At 71.1% G+C, this 19007-nt stretch carries 12 protein-coding genes; 9 read left to right on the top strand and 3 right to left on the bottom strand.

Annotated features, from left to right (window positions below; genetic code table 11):
- The first annotated feature begins 33 nt into the window (after positions 1 to 33).
- The 9 genes from ACH4UK_RS36145 to ACH4UK_RS36105 all read left to right on the top strand — a co-directional run bounded on the left by ACH4UK_RS36145 (position 34) and on the right by ACH4UK_RS36105 (position 15141).
- Positions 34 to 3438 (top strand): type I polyketide synthase, encoded by a 3405-nt coding sequence (locus ACH4UK_RS36145; RefSeq protein WP_398363385.1) that lies wholly within the window; start codon positions 34 to 36, stop codon positions 3436 to 3438.
- Positions 3431 to 7552 carry a type I polyketide synthase gene (locus ACH4UK_RS36140; protein ID WP_398363372.1) on the top strand — a complete coding sequence of 1374 codons (4122 nt, stop codon included), beginning with the start codon at positions 3431 to 3433 and terminating at the stop codon, positions 7550 to 7552. Before ACH4UK_RS36145 ends, ACH4UK_RS36140 begins: the two co-directional genes overlap by 8 nt.
- Before the next feature lie 6 nt (positions 7553 to 7558).
- Positions 7559 to 8353, top strand: coding sequence for a thioesterase II family protein (locus ACH4UK_RS36135; RefSeq protein ID WP_398363370.1), 795 nt, complete (start codon positions 7559 to 7561; stop codon positions 8351 to 8353).
- Between the two features lie 130 nt (positions 8354 to 8483).
- On the top strand, positions 8484 to 9728 hold the full coding sequence (gene ccrA / locus ACH4UK_RS36130) for a crotonyl-CoA carboxylase/reductase (RefSeq protein ID WP_398363368.1): 1245 nt from the start codon (positions 8484 to 8486) through the stop codon (positions 9726 to 9728).
- Between the two features lie 59 nt (positions 9729 to 9787).
- Positions 9788 to 10324, top strand: a complete 537-nt coding sequence (locus tag ACH4UK_RS36125) for a nuclear transport factor 2 family protein (protein WP_398363366.1) — start codon at positions 9788 to 9790, stop codon at positions 10322 to 10324.
- Between the two features lie 41 nt (positions 10325 to 10365).
- On the top strand, positions 10366 to 11598 hold the full coding sequence (locus ACH4UK_RS36120) for a cytochrome P450 (RefSeq protein ID WP_398363364.1): 1233 nt from the start codon (positions 10366 to 10368) through the stop codon (positions 11596 to 11598).
- 8 nt (positions 11599 to 11606) lie between these two features.
- Complete coding sequence (locus ACH4UK_RS36115; protein WP_398363362.1) at positions 11607 to 12878, top strand: cytochrome P450; 1272 nt, start codon at positions 11607 to 11609, stop codon at positions 12876 to 12878.
- A 109-nt stretch (positions 12879 to 12987) separates the two neighbouring features.
- Positions 12988 to 14049, top strand: a complete 1062-nt coding sequence (locus ACH4UK_RS36110) for a serine hydrolase domain-containing protein (protein WP_398363360.1) — start codon at positions 12988 to 12990, stop codon at positions 14047 to 14049.
- A gap of 237 nt (positions 14050 to 14286) precedes the next feature.
- On the top strand, positions 14287 to 15141 hold the full coding sequence (locus ACH4UK_RS36105; protein WP_398363359.1) for a BTAD domain-containing putative transcriptional regulator: 855 nt from the start codon (positions 14287 to 14289) through the stop codon (positions 15139 to 15141).
- Here ACH4UK_RS36105 and ACH4UK_RS36100 read toward each other — a convergent pair.
- The 3 genes from ACH4UK_RS36100 to ACH4UK_RS36090 are packed head-to-tail and all read right to left on the bottom strand — an operon-like array spanning position 15138 to position 18846.
- Complete coding sequence (locus tag ACH4UK_RS36100; protein ID WP_398363357.1) at positions 15138 to 16955, bottom strand: IucA/IucC family protein; 1818 nt, start codon at positions 16953 to 16955, stop codon at positions 15138 to 15140. The genes ACH4UK_RS36105 and ACH4UK_RS36100 overlap by 4 nt on opposite strands.
- Positions 16952 to 17533, bottom strand: coding sequence for a GNAT family N-acetyltransferase (locus ACH4UK_RS36095; RefSeq protein WP_398363355.1), 582 nt, complete (start codon positions 17531 to 17533; stop codon positions 16952 to 16954). The genes ACH4UK_RS36100 and ACH4UK_RS36095 overlap by 4 nt, the downstream gene beginning before the upstream one ends.
- Positions 17530 to 18846 carry a lysine N(6)-hydroxylase/L-ornithine N(5)-oxygenase family protein gene (locus ACH4UK_RS36090; protein ID WP_398363353.1) on the bottom strand — a complete coding sequence of 439 codons (1317 nt, stop codon included), beginning with the start codon at positions 18844 to 18846 and terminating at the stop codon, positions 17530 to 17532. The genes ACH4UK_RS36095 and ACH4UK_RS36090 overlap by 4 nt, the downstream gene beginning before the upstream one ends.
- Positions 18847 to 19007 lie beyond the last annotated feature (161 nt).

The raw sequence follows: 19007 nt of genomic DNA, 5'->3' as shown, positions 1-19007 counted from the left end.
GACATGGCAGACGAAGAGAGGCTCCGCTACTACGTGAAGCGGATGGCCGCCGAACTGGAGTCCACGCAGGAGAAGTTGCGCGCATCGGAGGCTCTGCGCAGCGAACCCATCGCCATCGTGGGCATGGCGTGCCGCTTCCCCGGCGGCGCCGACACCCCGGAGCGGCTGTGGGACCTGCTGGTGGCCGGCGAGGACGCCATCGGGAGGTTCCCGGACGACCGGGGCTGGAACGTCGACCCCGCCGACGGGTCGTACGTCCCGGAGGGCGGATTCCTCCACGACGCGGCCGAGTTCGATCCGGGTTTCTTCGGTATCTCGCCGCGTGAGGCCCTGGCGATGGACCCGCAGCAGCGGCTGCTTCTGGAGACGTCCTGGGAGGCGATCGAACGGGCGGGCATCGACCCGCTCTCCCTCAAGGGCACCGACACCGGGGCCTTCCTGAGCACCAGCTACCAGGAGTACCTGGCCAGGCTGCAACAGACCGGTGCGACCGTCGACGCCTTCAAGCTGTCCGGCAACTGCGTGAGCGTGGCCTCCGGCCGCGTCTCGTACGTCCTTGGGCTCTCCGGTCCGTCGATGACGCTGGACACGGCGTGCTCCTCCGCCCTGGTGGCGATCCACCTGGCGGCGGACTCACTGCGCCGGGGCGAGACCTCCCTGGCGCTCGCGGGCGCCGCCACGGTCATGGCCACCGACGGCATGTTCGTGGAGTTCGGTCGGCAGGGTGGTTTGTCGTCGGATGGGCGGTGTCGGGCGTTTGGTGTGGGGGCGGATGGGACGGGTTGGTCGGAGGGGGCGGGGGTGGTGGTTCTTGAGCGGTTGTCGGATGCGCGTCGTCGTGGGGGTGAGGTGTTGGCGGTGGTGCGGGGGAGTGCGGTGAATCAGGACGGTGCGAGTAATGGGTTGACGGCGCCGAGTGGTCCGGCGCAGGAGCGGGTGATTCGTCGGGCGTTGGTGAATGCGGGTGTTTCTGCGGGTGGGGTGGATGTGGTGGAGGCGCATGGGACGGGGACGCGGTTGGGGGATCCGATCGAGGCGCAGGCGTTGTTGGCGACGTATGGCCGGGGGCGTCCGGTGGATCGGCCGTTGTGGCTGGGTGCGTTGAAGTCGAATGTTGGTCATACGCAGACGGCTGCGGGTGTGGGTGGGGTGATCAAGATGGTGCTGGCGTTGCGGCATGGTTGGTTGCCGCGGACGTTGCATGTGGGTGAGCCGTCGCCGTTCGTGGACTGGTCGTCGGGTGGGGTGCGGTTGCTGGACGAGGCGCGTGTGTGGCCTGTGGTGGAGGGTCGTCCGCGTCGGGCGGGTGTGTCGTCGTTCGGGATCAGTGGGACCAACGCTCACGTGATCATCGAGGAGGCTCCCGAGGTCCCGGAGGCGGTTGAGGCGGGGGAGTCGGGGTCCGGGCCGGGGGTTTCGGGTGGGCTGGTGCCGTTGTTGGTGTCGGCTCGGACCGAGGGTGCTCTGCGTGCTCAGGCCCAGCGTCTGCGTGACCATGTGACGGGTCAGGAGGCGGTTGACGTGAGCGCGTTGGGGCGGGCGCTCGTCTCGTCCCGATCGGCTTTCGAGCATCGGGCCGTGGTCCTCGCGGACCGTGCCGAGACCCTCCTCACCGGCCTGGACGCCCTCAGCCAGGGCGAGGAGGCGGATCACCTCGTCACCGGCGTCGCCCCCGGCAAGCCGGTCAAGGGCAAGACGGCGTTCCTGTTCACCGGTCAGGGCAGCCAGCGTCCCGGCATGGGCCGCGACCTGCACGCCGCGTTTCCCGTCTTCGCCGAGGCGCTGGAGGAGGTGGCCGGCCGACTCGACACCCACCTGGACGCCCCGCTCCTGTCCGTGATGTTCGCGCCGGACGACGACCCGCGGGCCCGGCTGCTCGACGGCACGGACTACGCGCAGCCCGCGATCTTCGCGTACGAAGTGGCGCTGTTCCGCCTCTTGGAGAGCTGGGGTGTGCGCCCCGACGTACTGGCCGGACACTCGCTCGGCGAGCTGTCGGCGGCGTGCGTCGCGGGCGTGCTCTCCGTGCCGCACGCGGCCGAACTCGTCGCCGCTCGCGGCCGGTTGATGCAGTCGCTCCCGGCTGGCGGTGCGATGGTCGCCGTGCAGGCCACCGGTGAGGAGATCCGGGCGAGCCTCGCGGGCCGGGAGGACGCGGTCGACCTCGCCGCGCTCAACGGCCCCACGTCGGTCGTCCTGTCCGGCGACGCGGACGCCGTCGAGGAGATCGCCGGGCAGTGGGCCGCGCGCGGCCGCCGGACCAGTCGGCTCAAGGTCAGTCACGCCTTCCACTCGCCGCACATGGACGCCATCGCCGAGGAGTTCGGCCGCGTCGTGGGCCGGCTGACCTACGCGGCCCCGCGCATCCCGATCGTCTCGGACGTCACCGGCGACCTCCTCGGCGCGGGGGAGGCGTGCGACCCCGGGTACTGGGTCGCCCACATCCGCCGTACGGTGCGCTTCCACGACCAGGTGCGGCGGCTTCAGCGGTACGGTGTCGGCGCCTTCGTCGAAGTCGGCCCCGACGCCGTGCTCGGCAGGGCGGCGAGCGGATGCCTTGCCGACGAGCCCGGCAGGGCCGCACCCGTCCTGGTGTCCACCACTCACGCCGGCCGCCCCGAAGTCCCGTCGCTGCTCGCTGCGTTGGCGGAGTTGCACACCCGGGGCGCGACCGTGGAATGGGGGACTTGGCTCGGCGCCGGTCCGCGCGCGGCCGGGCTGCCCACGTACGCCTTCCAGAAGCAGCACTACTGGCCGCAGGGGCCCACCGGCTGGCAGACCGCGCCCGCCGGAGCCGGAGCCGGAGCCGGGGCCGGGGCCGCACCCGAGGTGGTGCCCGCCCCTCCGTCCGGGCCCGCGACTGCGGAGTCCCGACCCTCTGCCGCGTACCTCCCGCAGTGGCGTGCGCTGCCCGCCGCCGAGCGGTACGACGCCGTGCTGCGGGCCGTGCGCGCCGAGGCCGCCGACGTCATGGGACACGACGGGGCGGAGGCGGTGGAGCCGGATCGCGGCTTCCTCGACCACGGCTTCGACTCCGTGATGACGGTGAAGCTGCGCAACCGGCTGGCCGACGCCACGGGCTGGGAGCTGCCCTCGACGCTCCTGTTCGACCAGCCCACTCCCGCCGCCGTCGCCCTGTACCTCCTGGCGCGGTTGGCCGAGACCGAGGGGGATACCGCGCCCGCCTTGTCCCTCGTCGAGCAACTCGACCGTCTGGAGGCCGACCTGGCGCGGCTGCCCGCCGGCGACCACCGGCGGAGCCGCGTCACCGACCGGCTCAGGGGGCTGCTCGCGGTCCACGAGGGCCACCGGGCCGGGACCGGGAACGGGTCCGGCGGCGGCGCCGACCAGGACCAGGACCAGGACAAGAACGGGCTGGCGACGGCGACCGACGACGAGATGTTCGCGCTGATCGAGAAGGAACTCCGCCGTGACTGAGAACATCGAGAACGTGGACCGGACGGGCACAGACGCGGGCACGAGCACCGACGCGGGCACGGGCACGGGCACAGACACGAGCACCGGCGCGTGCACGAGCACCGGCGCGGGCACGAGCACCGAGGACCGGCTCCGCGACTACCTGCGCCGCGTCACCGCCGACCTGCAGCACACCCGCCGCCGGCTGCGGGAGACCGAGGACGCCGCCCACGAGCCGGTGGCGATCGTCGGGATGGGCTGCCGCTTCCCCGGCGGCGTGACCTCGCCCGACGCGCTGTGGGAGCTCGTGGACGAGGGCCGCGACGCCATCACCGAGTTCCCGTCGGACCGGGGCTGGGACATGGCTGCCGTCCACGACCCGGAGCCCGGCAAGCCGGGCAGGACCTACGCACGGCACGGCGGATTCCTCACGGACGCCGCCGGGTTCGACCCGGCGTTCTTCGGGATTTCGCCGCGCGAGGCGCTCGCCATGGACCCGCAGCAGCGCAAGATCCTGGAGGTCTCCTGGGAGGCGTTCGAGCACGCGGGCCTCGACGTGACCGGCCTGCGCGGCGAAGAGGTCGGCGTCTTCGTCGGATCCAACAGCAACGACTACCTGATGAACGTGCTCGACGCACGCGAGGTCGCCGAGGGCTTCATCGGCACCGGCAACTCCGCGAGCATCCTCTCCGGCCGGGTCGCCTACACCTTCGGCTTCGAGGGGCCCGCCGTGTCCATCGACACCGCGTGCTCGTCGTCGCTGGTCGCCGTGCACCTGGCCGCGCAGTCCCTGCGCCAGGGCGAGTGCTCCCTGGCCCTCGCGGGCGGCGCGACGGTGCTGGCCACGCCCACCGCGTTCATCGAGTTCAGCCGCCAGCGGGGCCTCGCGCCCGACGGCCGGTGCAAGTCCTTCTCGGCGACCGCCGACGGCACCAGCTGGTCCGAGGGCGCCGCGGTGCTGCTCCTGGCCCGGCTCTCCGACGCCCTGCGTCTGGGCTACCCGGTGCACGCCGTCGTCCGGGGCAGCGCGGTCAACCAGGACGGCGCGAGTGCGGGCCTGACCGCGCCCAACGGGCCCTCGCAGCGGCGTGTCATCCGGCAGGCGCTCGCCAACGCGCGCCTGACCGCCGACCGGGTGGACGCGGTCGAGGCGCACGGCACCGGCACCCCGCTCGGCGACCCCATCGAGGCACAGGCGCTGCTCGCCACCTATGGGCAGACCCGCGCCGAGGGCAGGCCGCTGTGGCTCGGCTCGCTCAAGTCGAACCTCGGGCACACGCAGTCCGCCGCGGGTGCGGGCGGCGTCATCAAGATGGTGATGGCCATGCGGCACGGCGTGCTACCCCGCACCCTGCATCTGACCGAGCCGACCCCGCGCGTCGACTGGGCGTCCGCCGATGTGCGGCTGCTCGCCGAGGCCCAGAAGTGGCCGGACACCGGCGAGCCGCGCCGCGCGGCGGTCTCCTCCTTCGGCGTGAGCGGCACGAACGCCCACGTGATCCTGGAGGCCCCGCCCGCCGAAGAGCCGCCCCCGGCATCCGCCGCCGCGCCGCCCGCCACGCCCCCGCTCTCCGCCACGGGCCCGCTGCCCTGGCTCGTCTCCGGCCGCACCGAGGAGGCCGTCCGCGCCCAGGCCGGGCGGCTCGCCGCCCATCTGGCCGCCCGGCCGGAGCTGACCCCCGCCGACATCGCCAGGCCGCTCGCCACCGGGCGGGCCGCCCTGGAGCACCGGGCCGCCGTCGTCGGCCGGGACCGCGAGGAGCTGCTGTCGGGTCTGGCGGCCCTGGCGTCCGGCAGCCGCGCACCCGGCACCGTCACCGGCCGCAGCACGCCGTCGGGTGGCAGGACGGCGTTCCTGTTCACCGGGCAGGGCAGCCAGCGGCCCGGCATGGGACGTGAACTGGCCGCATACAGCCCGGTGTTCGCCGCCGCCCTCGACGAAGTGGCCGCGGAGTTCGACCGACACCTCGAACGGCCTCTGCGCGACGTGCTGTTCGCCCCGGAGGGCACCCCCGAGGCCGCGCTGCTCGACACCACGGCGTACACGCAGCCCGCGCTGTTTGCCATCGAGACCGCGCTGCTGCGGCTCCTCGCCGCGTGGGGCCTGCGGCCCGACTTCGTCGTGGGCCACTCCATCGGCGAGCTCTCGGCCGCCTACGCCGCCGGGGTCTGGTCACTCGCCGACGCGTGCACCCTCGTGGCGGCCCGCGGCCGGCTCGTCCAGACGCTCCCCGCGGGCGGAGCCATGATCGCCGTACAGGCCACCGAGGAGGAGGTGCGGGCCCAACTCGCCGCCGGGCCCGGTGGATACGACGATGTGGACCTCGCGGCGGTCAACGGCCCCGACGCCGTGGTGCTGTCCGGTGGCGAGCGTGCCGTCACCGCGCTGGCGGACCACTGGGCCGGACGCCGCCGCGAGACCAGGCGGCTGCGGGTCGGCCACGCCTTCCACTCGCCCCACATCGACGCCGTGACCGAGGAGTTCGCCGAGATCGCGAGCGGGCTCACCTACCGACAGCCGTCCCTCGCGGTGGTCTCCACCCTCACCGGCACCGTCGTCGCCGACGAACTGTGCACGCCCGATCACTGGGTGCGGCAGCTGCGCGGCACCGTGCGCTTCCGCGACGCCGTGCACACGGTGCGCGAGCGCGGGGCCACCACGTTCCTGGAGATCGGCCCCGGCGGCATCCTCACCGCCGCCGGACGCACCTGCCTGCCCGACGCGGCCCCCGAGTCGTTCGTGCCCGTGCTGCGCCGCCGCACGCCCGAGCCGGAGGCCGTGGTGACGGCTCTCGCCCAGGCCCACACGGTCGGCGCCTCCCCGGCCTGGGAGCGTGTGCTGCCCGCACCCCGCGTGCGCGCGGAGCTGCCCACGTACGCGTTCCAGCAGCGCCGTTACTGGCTGGAGGGCATGGCCGGAGCGGGGGCCCCGCAGCAGGCCCCGCGCCCCGCGGCGGCGGCCGCGCCCGAGCCGGAGCCGGGCGTCCCGCCCCTGTCCCGGCGGCTGGCCGGGGCGGGGGAGGAGGAGCGCGGCGAGCTGCTCCTGACGCTGGTACGCGAGCGGGCCGCCCTGGTGATGGGCGGCGTCGACCCCGCTGAGATCGAGCCCCGGCACCCGTTCCTGGAGCTCGGTTTCGACTCCCTGATGGGCGTCGAGCTGCGCTCCGCGCTCGCAGCCGACTGCGCTCTGGACCTGCCGCCCGCGCTGATCTTCGACCACGCGACGCCCACCGCGCTCGCCGCGTTCCTCGGCCAGGAGATCGCCGCCGGGACCGGCGGGCCGCGTGCGGCGGCGGCCCCGTCGCCGTACTCCCTGGAAGCCCTCTACCGCAACGCGAACGACCTCGACCGGCCCGAGGACGCCCTCGAACTCACCAAGGTGGCCTCACGGTTGAGGCCCGCCTTCCGGAGCGTCGCGGAGGCCGGCGCGGACCCCGTCACCGTCGAGCTGACCCGGGGCACCGACCGGGCGGGCATCATCTGCTGCCCCGCTCCCGTGCCGCTGTACGGGGCGCAGCAGTACGCCCGGCTCGCCGGGGCCTTCCGCGGCACGCGCGGCGTCTCGGCCCTGCTCGCCCCCGGCTTCACGGCGGGCGAGCTGCTCCCGGCCGACTTCGAGGTGATGCGGGAGTACCTCGCCGAGGGCATCCGCAGGCACAGCGACGGCAAGCCGTTCGTGCTCCTCGGCCACTCCTCCGGCGGCTGGTTCGCCCACAGCATGGCCGCCCACCTCGCCGGCAGCGGGCAGCGTCCCGAGGCCCTGGTGCTGCTGGACACCTACCAGCTCGACGACCCGGCGCTCCACCGCATGCAGCGCGAACTCGCCCAGGGCGTCCTCGACCGTGAGGACGACTTCGGGGCGATGACCGACGTGCGGCTGACGGCCATGGGCAAGTACTTCGGGTTCTTCACCGAATGGGTGCCGCAGGAGCCCGGGGTGCCGACCCTGCTCCTGCGGGCCTCCGAACCGCTCGGCACGGTCGCCGACGGCGAACGGTGGCAACCCGACGGGCAGTTCGACAGCACTCTCCTCGACACGGAAGGCGACCACTTCAGCATGATGGACGACTACGCACCGCAGACCGCGGCCGCCGTGAACGCGTGGCTGGCGGGGATCGCCGGCGGTCGGGGCTGATCGGCGATGACGACCTCGACCGCGGGAACCCCGCGCCCCGGCACCGCCCTCGACCGGCTGTGGATACGCCGCTTCCACCCGGCCCCCGCCCCCTCCGTCCGGCTGCTGTGCCTGCCGCACGCCGGCGGATCCGCCAGCGCCTACTTCGCGCTCTCCAAGGCCCTCGCGCCGGAGGTCGAGGTCCTCGCCGTCCAGTACCCCGGCCGGCAGGACCGGCGCGACGAACCGCTGCTCGACTCCATCGCCGCGCTGCGCGCCGGACTGGCCGAGGCGCTCACGCCGTGGCTCGACCGGCCGATCGCGGTGTTCGGGCACAGCATGGGCGCGCTCCTCGGCTACGAGACGGCACGGCTGCTCGCCGAGGACGAACGCGCCCGGCTGGTCCACCTGTTCGTCTCCGGGCGCGGCGATCCGGCGCGCACGGTGGGCGTCGCGCTCGACCTGCTCGACGACCGGGCGATGGTCACCGCTCTCGGCGACCTCGGCGGCACCGACCCCCGTCTCCTGGACGACGAGGACGTCCTGGAGATGGTCGCGCCGGCCATCCGCAGCGACTACCGCGCCGTGCGCACCTACCACCACGAGCCGGGCCCGCCGCTGCCCTGCCCGGTGACCGCGCTGGTGGGCGACCAGGACGCCATGGCGCCGGTCGACGACGTCGAGAAGTGGAGGGCGCACACCGCGTCCGAATTCTCCCTGAAGGTATTTGGGGGTGGGCACTTCTATTTGCTGGAGCAGTTCCAGAAAGTGAGTGAGGATGTGTACGATGGACTCCTCAATTCGCCTTCGGTGCAAACGTAGCCCGACTGGCGGATCCGGCTCTTCTCGCCGTCCGATCCGCCGTATTCCGAAAAGGTGACCGCGCTGGGGCGCGTACCTTCCTTGAATTCCCTCCAGCTGGCGCGGAGGGCGTATGTAGACGGGGTTCTGTGTGCGAAATTCTCTGTACGAACTGGGTGACATACCGCCGATCGGCAGCGTGCCCGAGAAAATGCATGCCTCGGTGATTCGCCGGGACCGCTACGGGCCGCCCCACCAGGCGTTCCGGAGCGAGGTCGTGGACGTGCCCGAGGTCGGGCGGGGCCAGGTCCTGGTGTACGTCATGGCCGCGGGCATCAACTACAACAACGTCTGGGCCTCCCTCGGACGGCCCGTCGACGTGATCTCGGCGCGTCAGAAGCGGGGCGAGCGCGAGGACTTCCACATCGGCGGCTCCGAGGGCTCCGGCGTGGTGTGGGCGGTCGGCGAAGGAGTGCGCCAGGTCGCTGTCGGCGACGAGGTCATCCTTTCCGGCTGCCAGTGGGACGAGTCCTCCCCGGACGTCCGCCTCGGCGCGGACCCCATGACCTCCGTCTCGCAGTCGGTATGGGGCTACGAGGGCAACTTCGGCTCCTTCGCCCAGTTCGCCCGCGTGGACGAGTACCAGTGCCACCCCAAGCCGCCGGGCCTGACCTGGGAGGAAGCCGCGTGCTTCCTGCTCACCGGGGCGACCGCCTACCGCCAGCTGGTCGGCTGGCCGCCGCACGACGTGCGCCCCGGCGACCCGGTCCTCATCTGGGGCGGCGCGGGCGGCCTCGGCTCCATGGCCATCCAGATCGCCCGCGCCCGCGGCGGGGTGCCCGTCGCCGTCGTCTCCGACGAGGAACGCGCCCGCTACTGCCGCGGACTCGGCGCCCAGGGCACCGTCAACCGACTCGATTTCGACCACTGGGGCCGGCTGCCCGACATCGGTGACCGCGAGGCGATGGGCGCCTGGACCAAGGGCGTACAAGCCTTCGGCCGCGCCTTCTGGGAGGCCCTCGGCGAGCGCAGGTCCCCGCGGATCGTCCTGGAGCACAGCGGCCAGGACACCATCCCGACCTCCATGTACCTGTGCGACAACGCGGGCATGGTCGTCATCTGCGGCGGCACCACCGGCTACAACGCCGATATCGACCTGCGTTTCCTTTGGATGCGGCAGAAACGCCTGCAGGGTTCGCACTTCGCCAATCTCCGCCAGTGCCGCGACGTCATCCATATGGTCTCCACCGGGCAGCTCGACCCGTGCCTCTCCTGGACCGGCGGATTCGACGACATCGGTAAGGCGCACCAGATCATGCACGACAACCAGCACCCCCAGGGAAACCAGGCGGTCCTGGTCAACGCGTCGCGCACGGGAATGACAGAACTCACCTGAACCACATGAGATCGCACGGCGACAAGCAAGAGACCGGAACAACGGACAAAGGAATGCACATGGACCAGAACCAGCTCGACATCCTGTGGGCCGAGCGCGAGATCCGCACCGTTCTGCAGCGCTACTGCCGCGGTCTCGACCGCCTCGACGAGGAGCTCGCCAGGTCCGCGTACCACGAGGACGCGCACGACGACCGCGGCGTCATCCGCGGCAACGCGCACGACTTCGTCAAGCAGATCGTCCCGCTCCTGCGCGACACCTACACCGGCACCCTGCACACCCTGCACGGCACCACGATCGAGGTCGACGGCGACACCGCGGGCGTGGAGACCTACTGCACCGCGTACCACTACCTCCTGGCCGACGGCGTCAAGCGCGTCGAGCAGTTCGCAGGCCGCTACGTCGACCGCTTCGAGCGGCGCGACGGCGTCTGGAAGATCGCCCGCCGGGTGGTCCTCATCGACTTCAGCCTCACCCAGGAGGCGCCGCTCGACCCCGCCGAGGCCCAGGCCGGCTTCAACCCGTCCCGCCGCGACGTCACCGACGTCAGCTACCAGGCGCTCCCGCTGACCGGTCCGGACGCCCCCTCGGTCTGAACAGGCCCCCACCAACACGCTCCCATCGAGCAGGAGTTCACGTGACCGATACCGAGCAGCGCCCGCCCACCCTGCCCAGGCAGCGCACCTGCCCCTTCTCGCCGCCGCCCGAACTGGAGGAGCTGCGCGGCTCCGACCCCATCAGCCGGATGCGGTTCGCCGACGACTCCGAGGGCTGGCTGTTGACCCGGCACGCCGATGTGCGCGCCGCGCTGGCCGCCCGCGCCGTCAGCTCGCACCCCGGCAGGACGCCGCAGCCCTGGCGCAACCTCGCGCCCGAGATGCGCGCCGCGGAGTACCTGCCGGGTTTCCTCATCTTCATGGACCCGCCCGACCACACCCGCTACCGCCGTCTGCTGACCAAGCACTTCACCATGCGCGCGATCCGCAAGCTGGAACCCCGCATCGAGCAGATCGTCGCCGACACCCTCGACGCCATGGAGGCCGAGGGCGGCGACGGCAACCCCGTCGACCTGGTCCGGTCGTTCGCGCTGCCGATCCCGCTGCTCGTCATCTGCGAGCTGATGGGCATCCGCTACGACGACCGCGTCGAGTTCATGGACATGGTGCTGCGGCTCCAGGACCTGGAGGCCACCCCCGAAGAGCTCGGGGTCCTCGGCGCCAGGATGAACCGGTTCATGACCGACCTGTGCGCCGCCAAGCGCGAGAACCCCGGCGACGACCTGCTCAGCCGGCTCATCCAGGACCCCGACGCCCAGCCGGCGCTCACCGACCTGGAGGTCGCGGGCATCGGCGTCCTCATGCTGATAGCGGGCCACGAGACCTCCGCGAACATGCTGGGCATCGGCACCGGCACGCTGCTGGAGAACCCCGACCAGTGGGACCTGCTCCGCAACGACATCGGGCTGATCGACCAGGCCGTCGAGGAGCTGCTGCGCCACCAGACCATCGTGCAGCAAGGCCTGCCGCGCGGCGTCACCGAGGACATGGAGATCGCGGGTCACCCGATCAAGCCCGGCGAGACCTTGCTCGCCTCGCTGCCGGCGGCCAACCGTGACCCCGAGGTCTTCCCCGACCCCGACCGCCTCGACATCACGCGCGAGCACAACCCCCACCTCGCCTTCGGCCACGGCATCCACCTGTGCCTCGGCATGGAGCTGGCCCGCATCGAGATGCGGTGCGCCTGGCGCGGCCTGGTCAAGCGCTTCCCCAGCCTGCGGATGGCGGCGAAGACCGAGGACATTCCGTGGCGCGACGACCAGATCGTGTACGGGGTCTACGAGCTGCCGGTGACGTGGGGCGACGCCCGGTGAGCGGGCGTGTGACGGACGCCGCGGCCGGACAGACGCCCGGCGCCACGAGCGCCCCCGCGGCGGACGGGGCGCGCGGCTGCCCCTTCGCCGCGGGCGAGGCCCCCGCGTACCCCTTCCACGCCCCCGACCGGCTGGAGCCGGACCCGTACTGGGATCCGCTGCGCCGCGAACAGCCTCTGCAACGCGTCACGTTGCAGTACGGCGGCGAGGCGTGGCTGGCCACCCGCTACGAGGACGTGCGCAAGGTCTTCGCCGACCGCCGGTTCTCCCGGGCGCTCGCCGTGGCCCCCGGCGCCCCACGGTTCCTCCCGCACCAGCCGCCGCCGGACGCGGTGCTCAGCGTCGAGGGCCCCGACCACGCACGGCTGCGCCGCCTGGTCGGCAAGGTCTTCACCCCCCGCCGCGTGGAGGGCATGCGCCCCCTCATCCAGAGCACCGCCGACCGGCTGCTGGACGTCATGGAGGAGATGGGCCCGCCCGCGGACCTGGTCGAGGACTTCTCGCTGCCGTTCGCCGTCTCGATGATCTGCGAGCTGCTCGGGGTGCCGCCCGAGGACCGCCGACGGTTCTGCGCCTGGTCGGACGCCCTGCTCACGACCACCGCGCACACCCCCGCCCAGGTGCGCGAGTACATGATGCAGATGCACGACTATCTGGGCGGCCTGGTCGCGCAGCGCCGGGTGCGGCCCACCGAGGACCTGATCGGCTCCCTGGTGACCGCGCGGGACGAGGAGGACAAGCTCACCGAGGGCGAGCTGGTTCGCCTCGCCGAGGCGATCCTCATCGCCGGGTACGAGACGTCGGCCAGCCAGATCCCCAACTTCCTCTACCTCCTCTTCCGCAACCCGGAGCTCCTGCGGCGGCTCAGGGCCGACCACGACCTGATCCCGGACGCCGTCGAGGAACTGCTGCGCTTCGTGCCGATCGGCACCGTCGACGGCTTCCCGCGCACGGCCACCGAGGACGTCGAACTCGGCGGGGTGACGGTCAGGGCGGGGGAGACGGTGGTGCCGTCGATGGGCGCGGCCAACCGCGACCCCGAGATCTTCGCCGACCCCGAGCAGCTGGACCTGAGCCGGCGCCCCAACCCGCATCTGGGATTCGGCGCGGGCCCGCACCACTGCCTGGGCGCCCAGCTCGCCCGCGTGGAACTGCAGATCACCCTGACGACGCTGTTCCGACGCTACCCGGGGCTGCGCCTCGCCGTGCCCGAGGAGCAGCTCACCTGGAAGGCGGGCCTGATGGTCCGCGGCATGCACACGATGCCGGTCACCTGGTGACCCGACGCCCCACGACTCCGACAGCCGGACGACACGAGCACACAGAGGGTGACGCGACGCGATGAACGATGCTATCGACGAACGGGAACAGAGCCCCGAGGACGTGGGGATGGCGCCCTCGGTCCTGCGGCGGCTGACCGAGGTGGTGCGGTCGAGGGGCGGCGCGGCGCAGTTGTGCGTGATGCGGCGGGGCGCCGTGGTCCTCGACCGCGCCTACGGCTGCTCGGCCGACTCCCTCTTCCTGCTGTACGCGGCGACCAAGCCCTTCCCGGCGCTCGCCGTGCACAAGCTCGCCGAAGAGGGCCGGATCGAGCTGGACAGCCCGGTCGCCGCGTACTGGCCGGAGTTCGCCCGGCACGGCAAGGGCGAAGTGACCGTCCGCCACGTCCTGCAGCACCGCGCGGGCGTGCCGGTGGGCCGGGGCATCGTGCGTACCATGCGCACCGCACGCGACTGGGAGCGCTCGGTACGGGACCTGGAGAACTCCAAGCCGCGCTGGCCGGGAGGCAAGGTCGCGGCCTACCACTTCATGAGCTACGGATTCATCCTCGGCGAACTCGTGCAGCGCGTCACCGGACAGTCCTTCCGCGATTTCGTGACGGCCGAGTTCTTCGCCCCGCTGGGGCTGAATGATTTGTATCTGGGATTGCCCGACAGCGTATGGTCCCGACATGTGCCGGCGCGAGCCGCTCATCCTTCGGAATGGCCCAACCAGTGGATGAGCAACGGCCGTCGGTACCGTCAGGCCGTCATCCCCTCCGCGGGTCTCTCCGGAACGGCAGAACAGCTCGCCCGCTTTTATCAGATGCTTTTGGAAGGCGGGGCACTCGACGGTGTCCGTGTGCTGCGGCCCGAGACCGTGGCAGCGGCGAGAAATCCTTCCCATGACGGGTCGGACGACGCCTCCCTGAAGCGCCCGGTCCGCTGGGCCCATGGATTCATGCTGGGCGGCCCGGGTCCCGATCCACGGGATCTCGCCCAGGTGATGGGCAGGATGAGCGATACGAGCACCTTTGGGCATGCCGGAACCACGTCCAGTGTCGTCTGGGCCGATCCGACACGCGAGTTGGTCTTCGCGTACGTGTCCAACATCCAGCCCGAGTTCGGGGCCGGCATCGAACGACTCCGTGAGGTCAGCGATCTCGCGCTCGACGCCTGTGAGGCTGGCTGAAAAGAGCCTCTGTCGGGCCGGGCCGGGTAACGCCGGGCGCATAGTCACTCGCGTGCACCCGGGTGAAATACGGCTGAGACACGACTGATCCCCGAGTCGCACACCTTGGGTGACATAGCGCACAACGGGGCCCGCAGATTCGATAGTCCCTTGATCGCAATGGGCGCCAATGCAACGATGATCACCCGTCATGGCATTCCGGCCCGCCGGATATAGGTGACCCTGGAGGAGGGGGCAATGTCTGAGTTGTCTCAGTGGATCCCGCGTGAATGCCGACAATCTCCGCCGGAAGTGAGAATGCTCGGGCCCTTAGAGGTCCGTTTCGCGGGGAATTCGAAATCGGGAGTGTCGGTGGGCGGTATTCGCGTTCGCACACTGCTCGCTGTCCTCACCGTACGGGTGGGGGAGGCGATGTCGACCGAGGACATACTCCATGAGGTCTGGGCCGACAGTCCGCCCGCCACGGACCGCAAGGCGGTGGCCGTCGCCGTCCTGCGGCTCCGCCGGGTTCTCGGCGACCGGGACGGACAGTGGCTCCTCACCCGCCCGTCCGGGTACGTCCTGGACATCCCCCCGGACCACCTCGACGCCGTACGGGCGGAGCGCCTGATACGGGAGGGGAAGGCGGCCCTGGCCGCGGGCAACCCGCGCACCGCGTCCCTCTCCCTCGGCCGGGCACTCGCCCAGTGGCGGGGAGCTCCGTATGCGAACGCCAACGCCACCTCGACGGTGGTCCAGCGGACCAGGGAACTGGAGAGCCTCAAGTCCGAGGCCGTCCAGGCCCGCATCGACGCCGATCTCGAGCTGGGCCACCACCAGGAGTTGGTGGGGGAGCTACGGTCGCTGACCACCGCCAACCCTCTGCACGAGCCGCACTGGCTGCAGTTGATGCTCGCCCTCTACCGGTCCGGCAGACAGGCGGAGGCGCTGGCCACCTACACGAAGGTCCGTCAGGTGCTCGCCGAGAAGCTGGGTGTGGACCCGGGCCGCCAGCTCCAGGAGGTGCACGTGGGGATCCTGCAGGCCGATCCCGGGCTACTGCCCGGGTCGGTGACCGCGGTGCCGCAACTGTCGCTGGCCGGCCGGTCCTAGAACCGGCCTCCCGGTGCGGCCCGCCCGTACGGCGCGACCGGGTTGTCCACCTCGCCGATCAGCTGCAGGGCGGCCGAGGGGTCGGCCAGGTCGACCATCTGCCGGTTGTTGCGCAGCTGCAGCCGGTTGAGGCAGGACAGGGCGAAGGTCTTGGCGAAGGGGTCATAGCGCTCGAAGCGGTGCGCGAGCAGCGGTACCGAGTCCCGGTAGTCGGATATGCAGGCCGCCACGGTCCGCCAGAAGTCCGCTTCCGCGAGCGTCCCCGCCTCGTCGAGGATCGCGGAGAGATACCGCAGGAAGCCGTCGAAGACATCGGTGAAGATCGACAACAGCCGCATGTCCTCGGGAATGTCGGCGAGGATCCGCTCCACGGCGGGCGGCAGATCCACCTCCGGGTCCAGGACGACGATCTCCTCGGCGATGTCCTTGAACACCGTCCGCACCACCGCCCCCGCCTCGTCCAGCACCAGGATCACGTTCTCGCCATGGGGCATGAACGCCAGGTCATGGGCGTAGAAGCTGTGGAGCAGAGGGGTGAGGTAGGCATCGAGATAGCGCCGCAGCCACTGCTTCGGGTCCATCCCGGAGCAGCTGATCAGGGCTGAGGCGAAGGAGCCCCCGTCGGGATCGGTGTGCAGCAACGCGGCCATCGTCGCGAGCCGTTCGCCGGGGGCGAGGGCGGGCACCGGGCTCTCACGCCAGAGCGCGGCCAGCATCTTGCGGTACGGCGAGAAACGGTCGGTCGCGGCCTCGTACTGAGGGCTCCGGTAGCCGATGGCCGCGCGCTCGCGAAGGATCGTCAGTCCGGTGCGGCGGAACACCGGATCGGCGGCGATCAGGTCGGCGAGCCAATCGTTGATCGCGGGCGTCGCCTCCATGTAGGCGGCCGACAGACCGCGCATGAACCCCATGTTGAGTACGGAGATGGCCGTCTTGACGTAATGCCGCTCGGGGCGGTCGGCGTTGAAGAAGGTCCGGATGGACTGCTGCGCCAGGTAGGCGTCCTCGCCCTCCCCGAGATACACCAGCCTGCGGGTGGCCAGCTCGCCCGCGAAGGTGACGCTGATCCTGCTGGTCCACTGCCAGGGGTGGACCGGGAAGAGGAAGTAGTGGCCGGGATCCAGGCCCAGGCCGGTCAGAACGGCCTCGAAACGCCCGCGCTGCGCGGCCCCCAGCTCCTGCTCCACCAGGGTGTCGTAGTCGATGTCCACGCACGAGGTGAAGGTGGCCCGGTCCCGGTGGGCGGCGAGCCACACCAGACGGACCGGTGCACCGGCCTCAGGGGCGTAGCGGTGGAAATCCCCGGAGTCGAAGCCGATCCGGCCGTTGTTGGCGACGAAGCCGGGGTGTCCCTCGGTCATGCCCGACTCGATGGCCTGGAAGCCGGCCCGGGTCAGCTGGGCCGCGGACGTACGGGGACGGGAGAGTTTGTACGCGGCCGAGGCGAGCGTGGAGTTGAGCTCCTCCAGGTAGACCGGCAGCACCTCGTCGCTCAGACCCAGGGACCGGCGCAGATCGAGGACGAGGTCGACCGCGTCGGGCGGGAGCTCCGCACCGTCCCGGTGGCGGCTGATGCTGTCCGGCGCGATCTGCCAGTGGTCGAGGGCCATGCGCCGGGCGGTGAAGCGGTACTCCACGCTGCCGTCGTCCGACCCGACCGTGTACCGGCCCTCGCCCACGGGGACGGGATGCACCAGCCTCTCGTGAGCGAACTCGGCCAGGGCCTTGCGCACCAGCGCCCGGTTCGCGGCGGCCCAGGTGTCCGGACGCAGATGCCCCACCGGGTCGTGCTGGGGGCGGTCGGGGTTGCTCATGAGGTCACTCCTTCGGTGGCTGCCTGGAACTGCTCGCGCGTGCAGAAGCTCAGGAGCGCCTCCTTCTCCGGCTTGGTCAGGGGGCCCTGGGGGGAGAAGCCGACGGCGGCGTTGAGCGCGTGCACAGCCGTGTTGCGGATGTCCGGCTCGACCACGACACGCCTGACCCCGGTGTCCTCGAACAGATGGGCCATCACGGCCGTGATGACGGCGCGGCTGAAGCCGCGCAGGGGGCGGTCCGTGGGGGCGCAGAGGAAGTGCATGCCGATGTCGCCGGGGCGGGCCTCGTACAGGCCGGCCAGTTCGACGTGGACGGGGTCGTAGCGCTCGACCAGAAAGCAGGGATCGCCGTCCAGGGTGCCGATGAAGGCCTCGTGGTACGGGTGGTCCGCGATCTCCTCGTAGCTGCGCGCCACTTCGGAGACGTTCTGGTCCTGCATCATCCAGTAGGCGGACTTCGGGTGGGTGACCCACGCATGCAGCAGTACGGCGTCGGCCTCCGGGTCGAGCTCGTGGAGTGCCAGGATCCCCAGAGGCGTGGAATGCGAGAACAGCGGGGGCCGGTCGAATGCGGTCACGATATGACGTCCTCCGGAGCGCCGAACTCCTGAAAGGCGATGCTCTTCTCGATCGGGTAGACCTCCCGGCCGGAGATCTCACGGATGATCCACGAGTTGCGGTAGGGGCCCATCCCGAGATCGGGTGAGGTGACGCTGTGCGCGTGCGTGGCCCCGTTCTGGAGAAACACCCCCCGGCCGGTGACGTCGACGCTGTAGTTGCGGGCCACGTCCAGTCGCCCGCGGCCGTCCCACAGCAACCGGTCGTGGACCGGCTCCAGGAACGCGGGCGGCACATAGGAGTAGCCGGTGGCCAGGATCAGGCCATGGGTCATGAGGGTGAATTCACGGTCCTGTTCGGTGTGGTGGATCCCCAGGGTGAAGCGGCCCTCCGTCGCGTCGTACGAAGCGGTGCGCACAGCGGAGTTCGTGAGGAGCCTGGCGGGTACCGGACCCCCGACATTCTTCTGGTAGAGCAGGTCGAATATGTTGTTGATCAGCTCCGCGTCGATGCCCTTCGAGAGCATCTTCTGCTCCTGCTCCAGCCGGTAGCGTGTGTCCTCGGGGAGGGCGTGGTAATAGTCCACATAGTCCGGCGAGGTCATTTCCAGAGTGAGTTTGGTGTATTCCAGTGGGAAGAACCGCGGTGAGCGGGTCACCCAGTTGAGCCGGTATCCGTGCACGTCGATCTCGGAGAGCAGATCGTAATAGATCTCCGCCGCGCTCTGGCCGGATCCGACGACGGTCAGTGACTCCTTCTTCTGGAGCAGCGCCTTGTTCTGCAGGTAGGCGGAATTGTGGATGAGATCGCCGCCGAGATCCCGGCAGGCGGTCGGCAGATAGGGAGGCGTTCCGGTGCCCAGCACCAGATGCCGCCCGTAGTGGCGGACCTGCTCGCCGGTCGCCGTACGCGTGGCGGTGACCGCGTAGACGCCCGCCGTCTCGTCGTAGTCCACCCGCTCGACCCGGTGGCCGAAGCGGAGTGACGGCAACTGGGCGGAGGCCCACCGGCAGTAGTCGTTGTACTCGGTCCGCAGGGGGTAGAACGCCTCACGGATGTAGAACGGGTAGAGCCGCCCCTTCTCCTTGAGGTAGTTGAGGAAGGAGTACGGCGATGTCGGGTCGGCCAGGGACACCAGATCGGCCATGAAAGGGACTTGCAGGGTCGCGAAGTCCAGCATCATGCCGGGATGCCAGTCGAACTGGTCACGGGCCTCCAGGAAGACCCCGTCGAGTCCCTCGACCGGCGCGGTCAGACAGGCGAGTCCGAGATTGTAGGGACCGAGACCGACGGCGACGAAGTCGTGCACATCGCCGATGTCGTGAGTGGGCATGGGCTCTCCATTCCTGGGGATGGGGTTCTCCGGGATCATCCGGGCGGGCCCGGCACTCCTGGTGACGTCTCCTACGGGCTGCCGGGGGCAGGGGCGCTGGCGCGGGGCGCGCGTCCCCGTCGGATGCGGCGGGGCGACGTCGTCGGCGGTCATCGAGGGCG

This window comes from Streptomyces sp. NPDC020884, assembly GCF_044333935.1.
GTDB lineage: Bacteria > Actinomycetota > Actinomycetes > Streptomycetales > Streptomycetaceae > Streptomyces.
The sequence above is the reverse complement of the archived record's forward strand: the minus strand, read 5'-3'. Positions and strand labels throughout refer to the sequence as shown.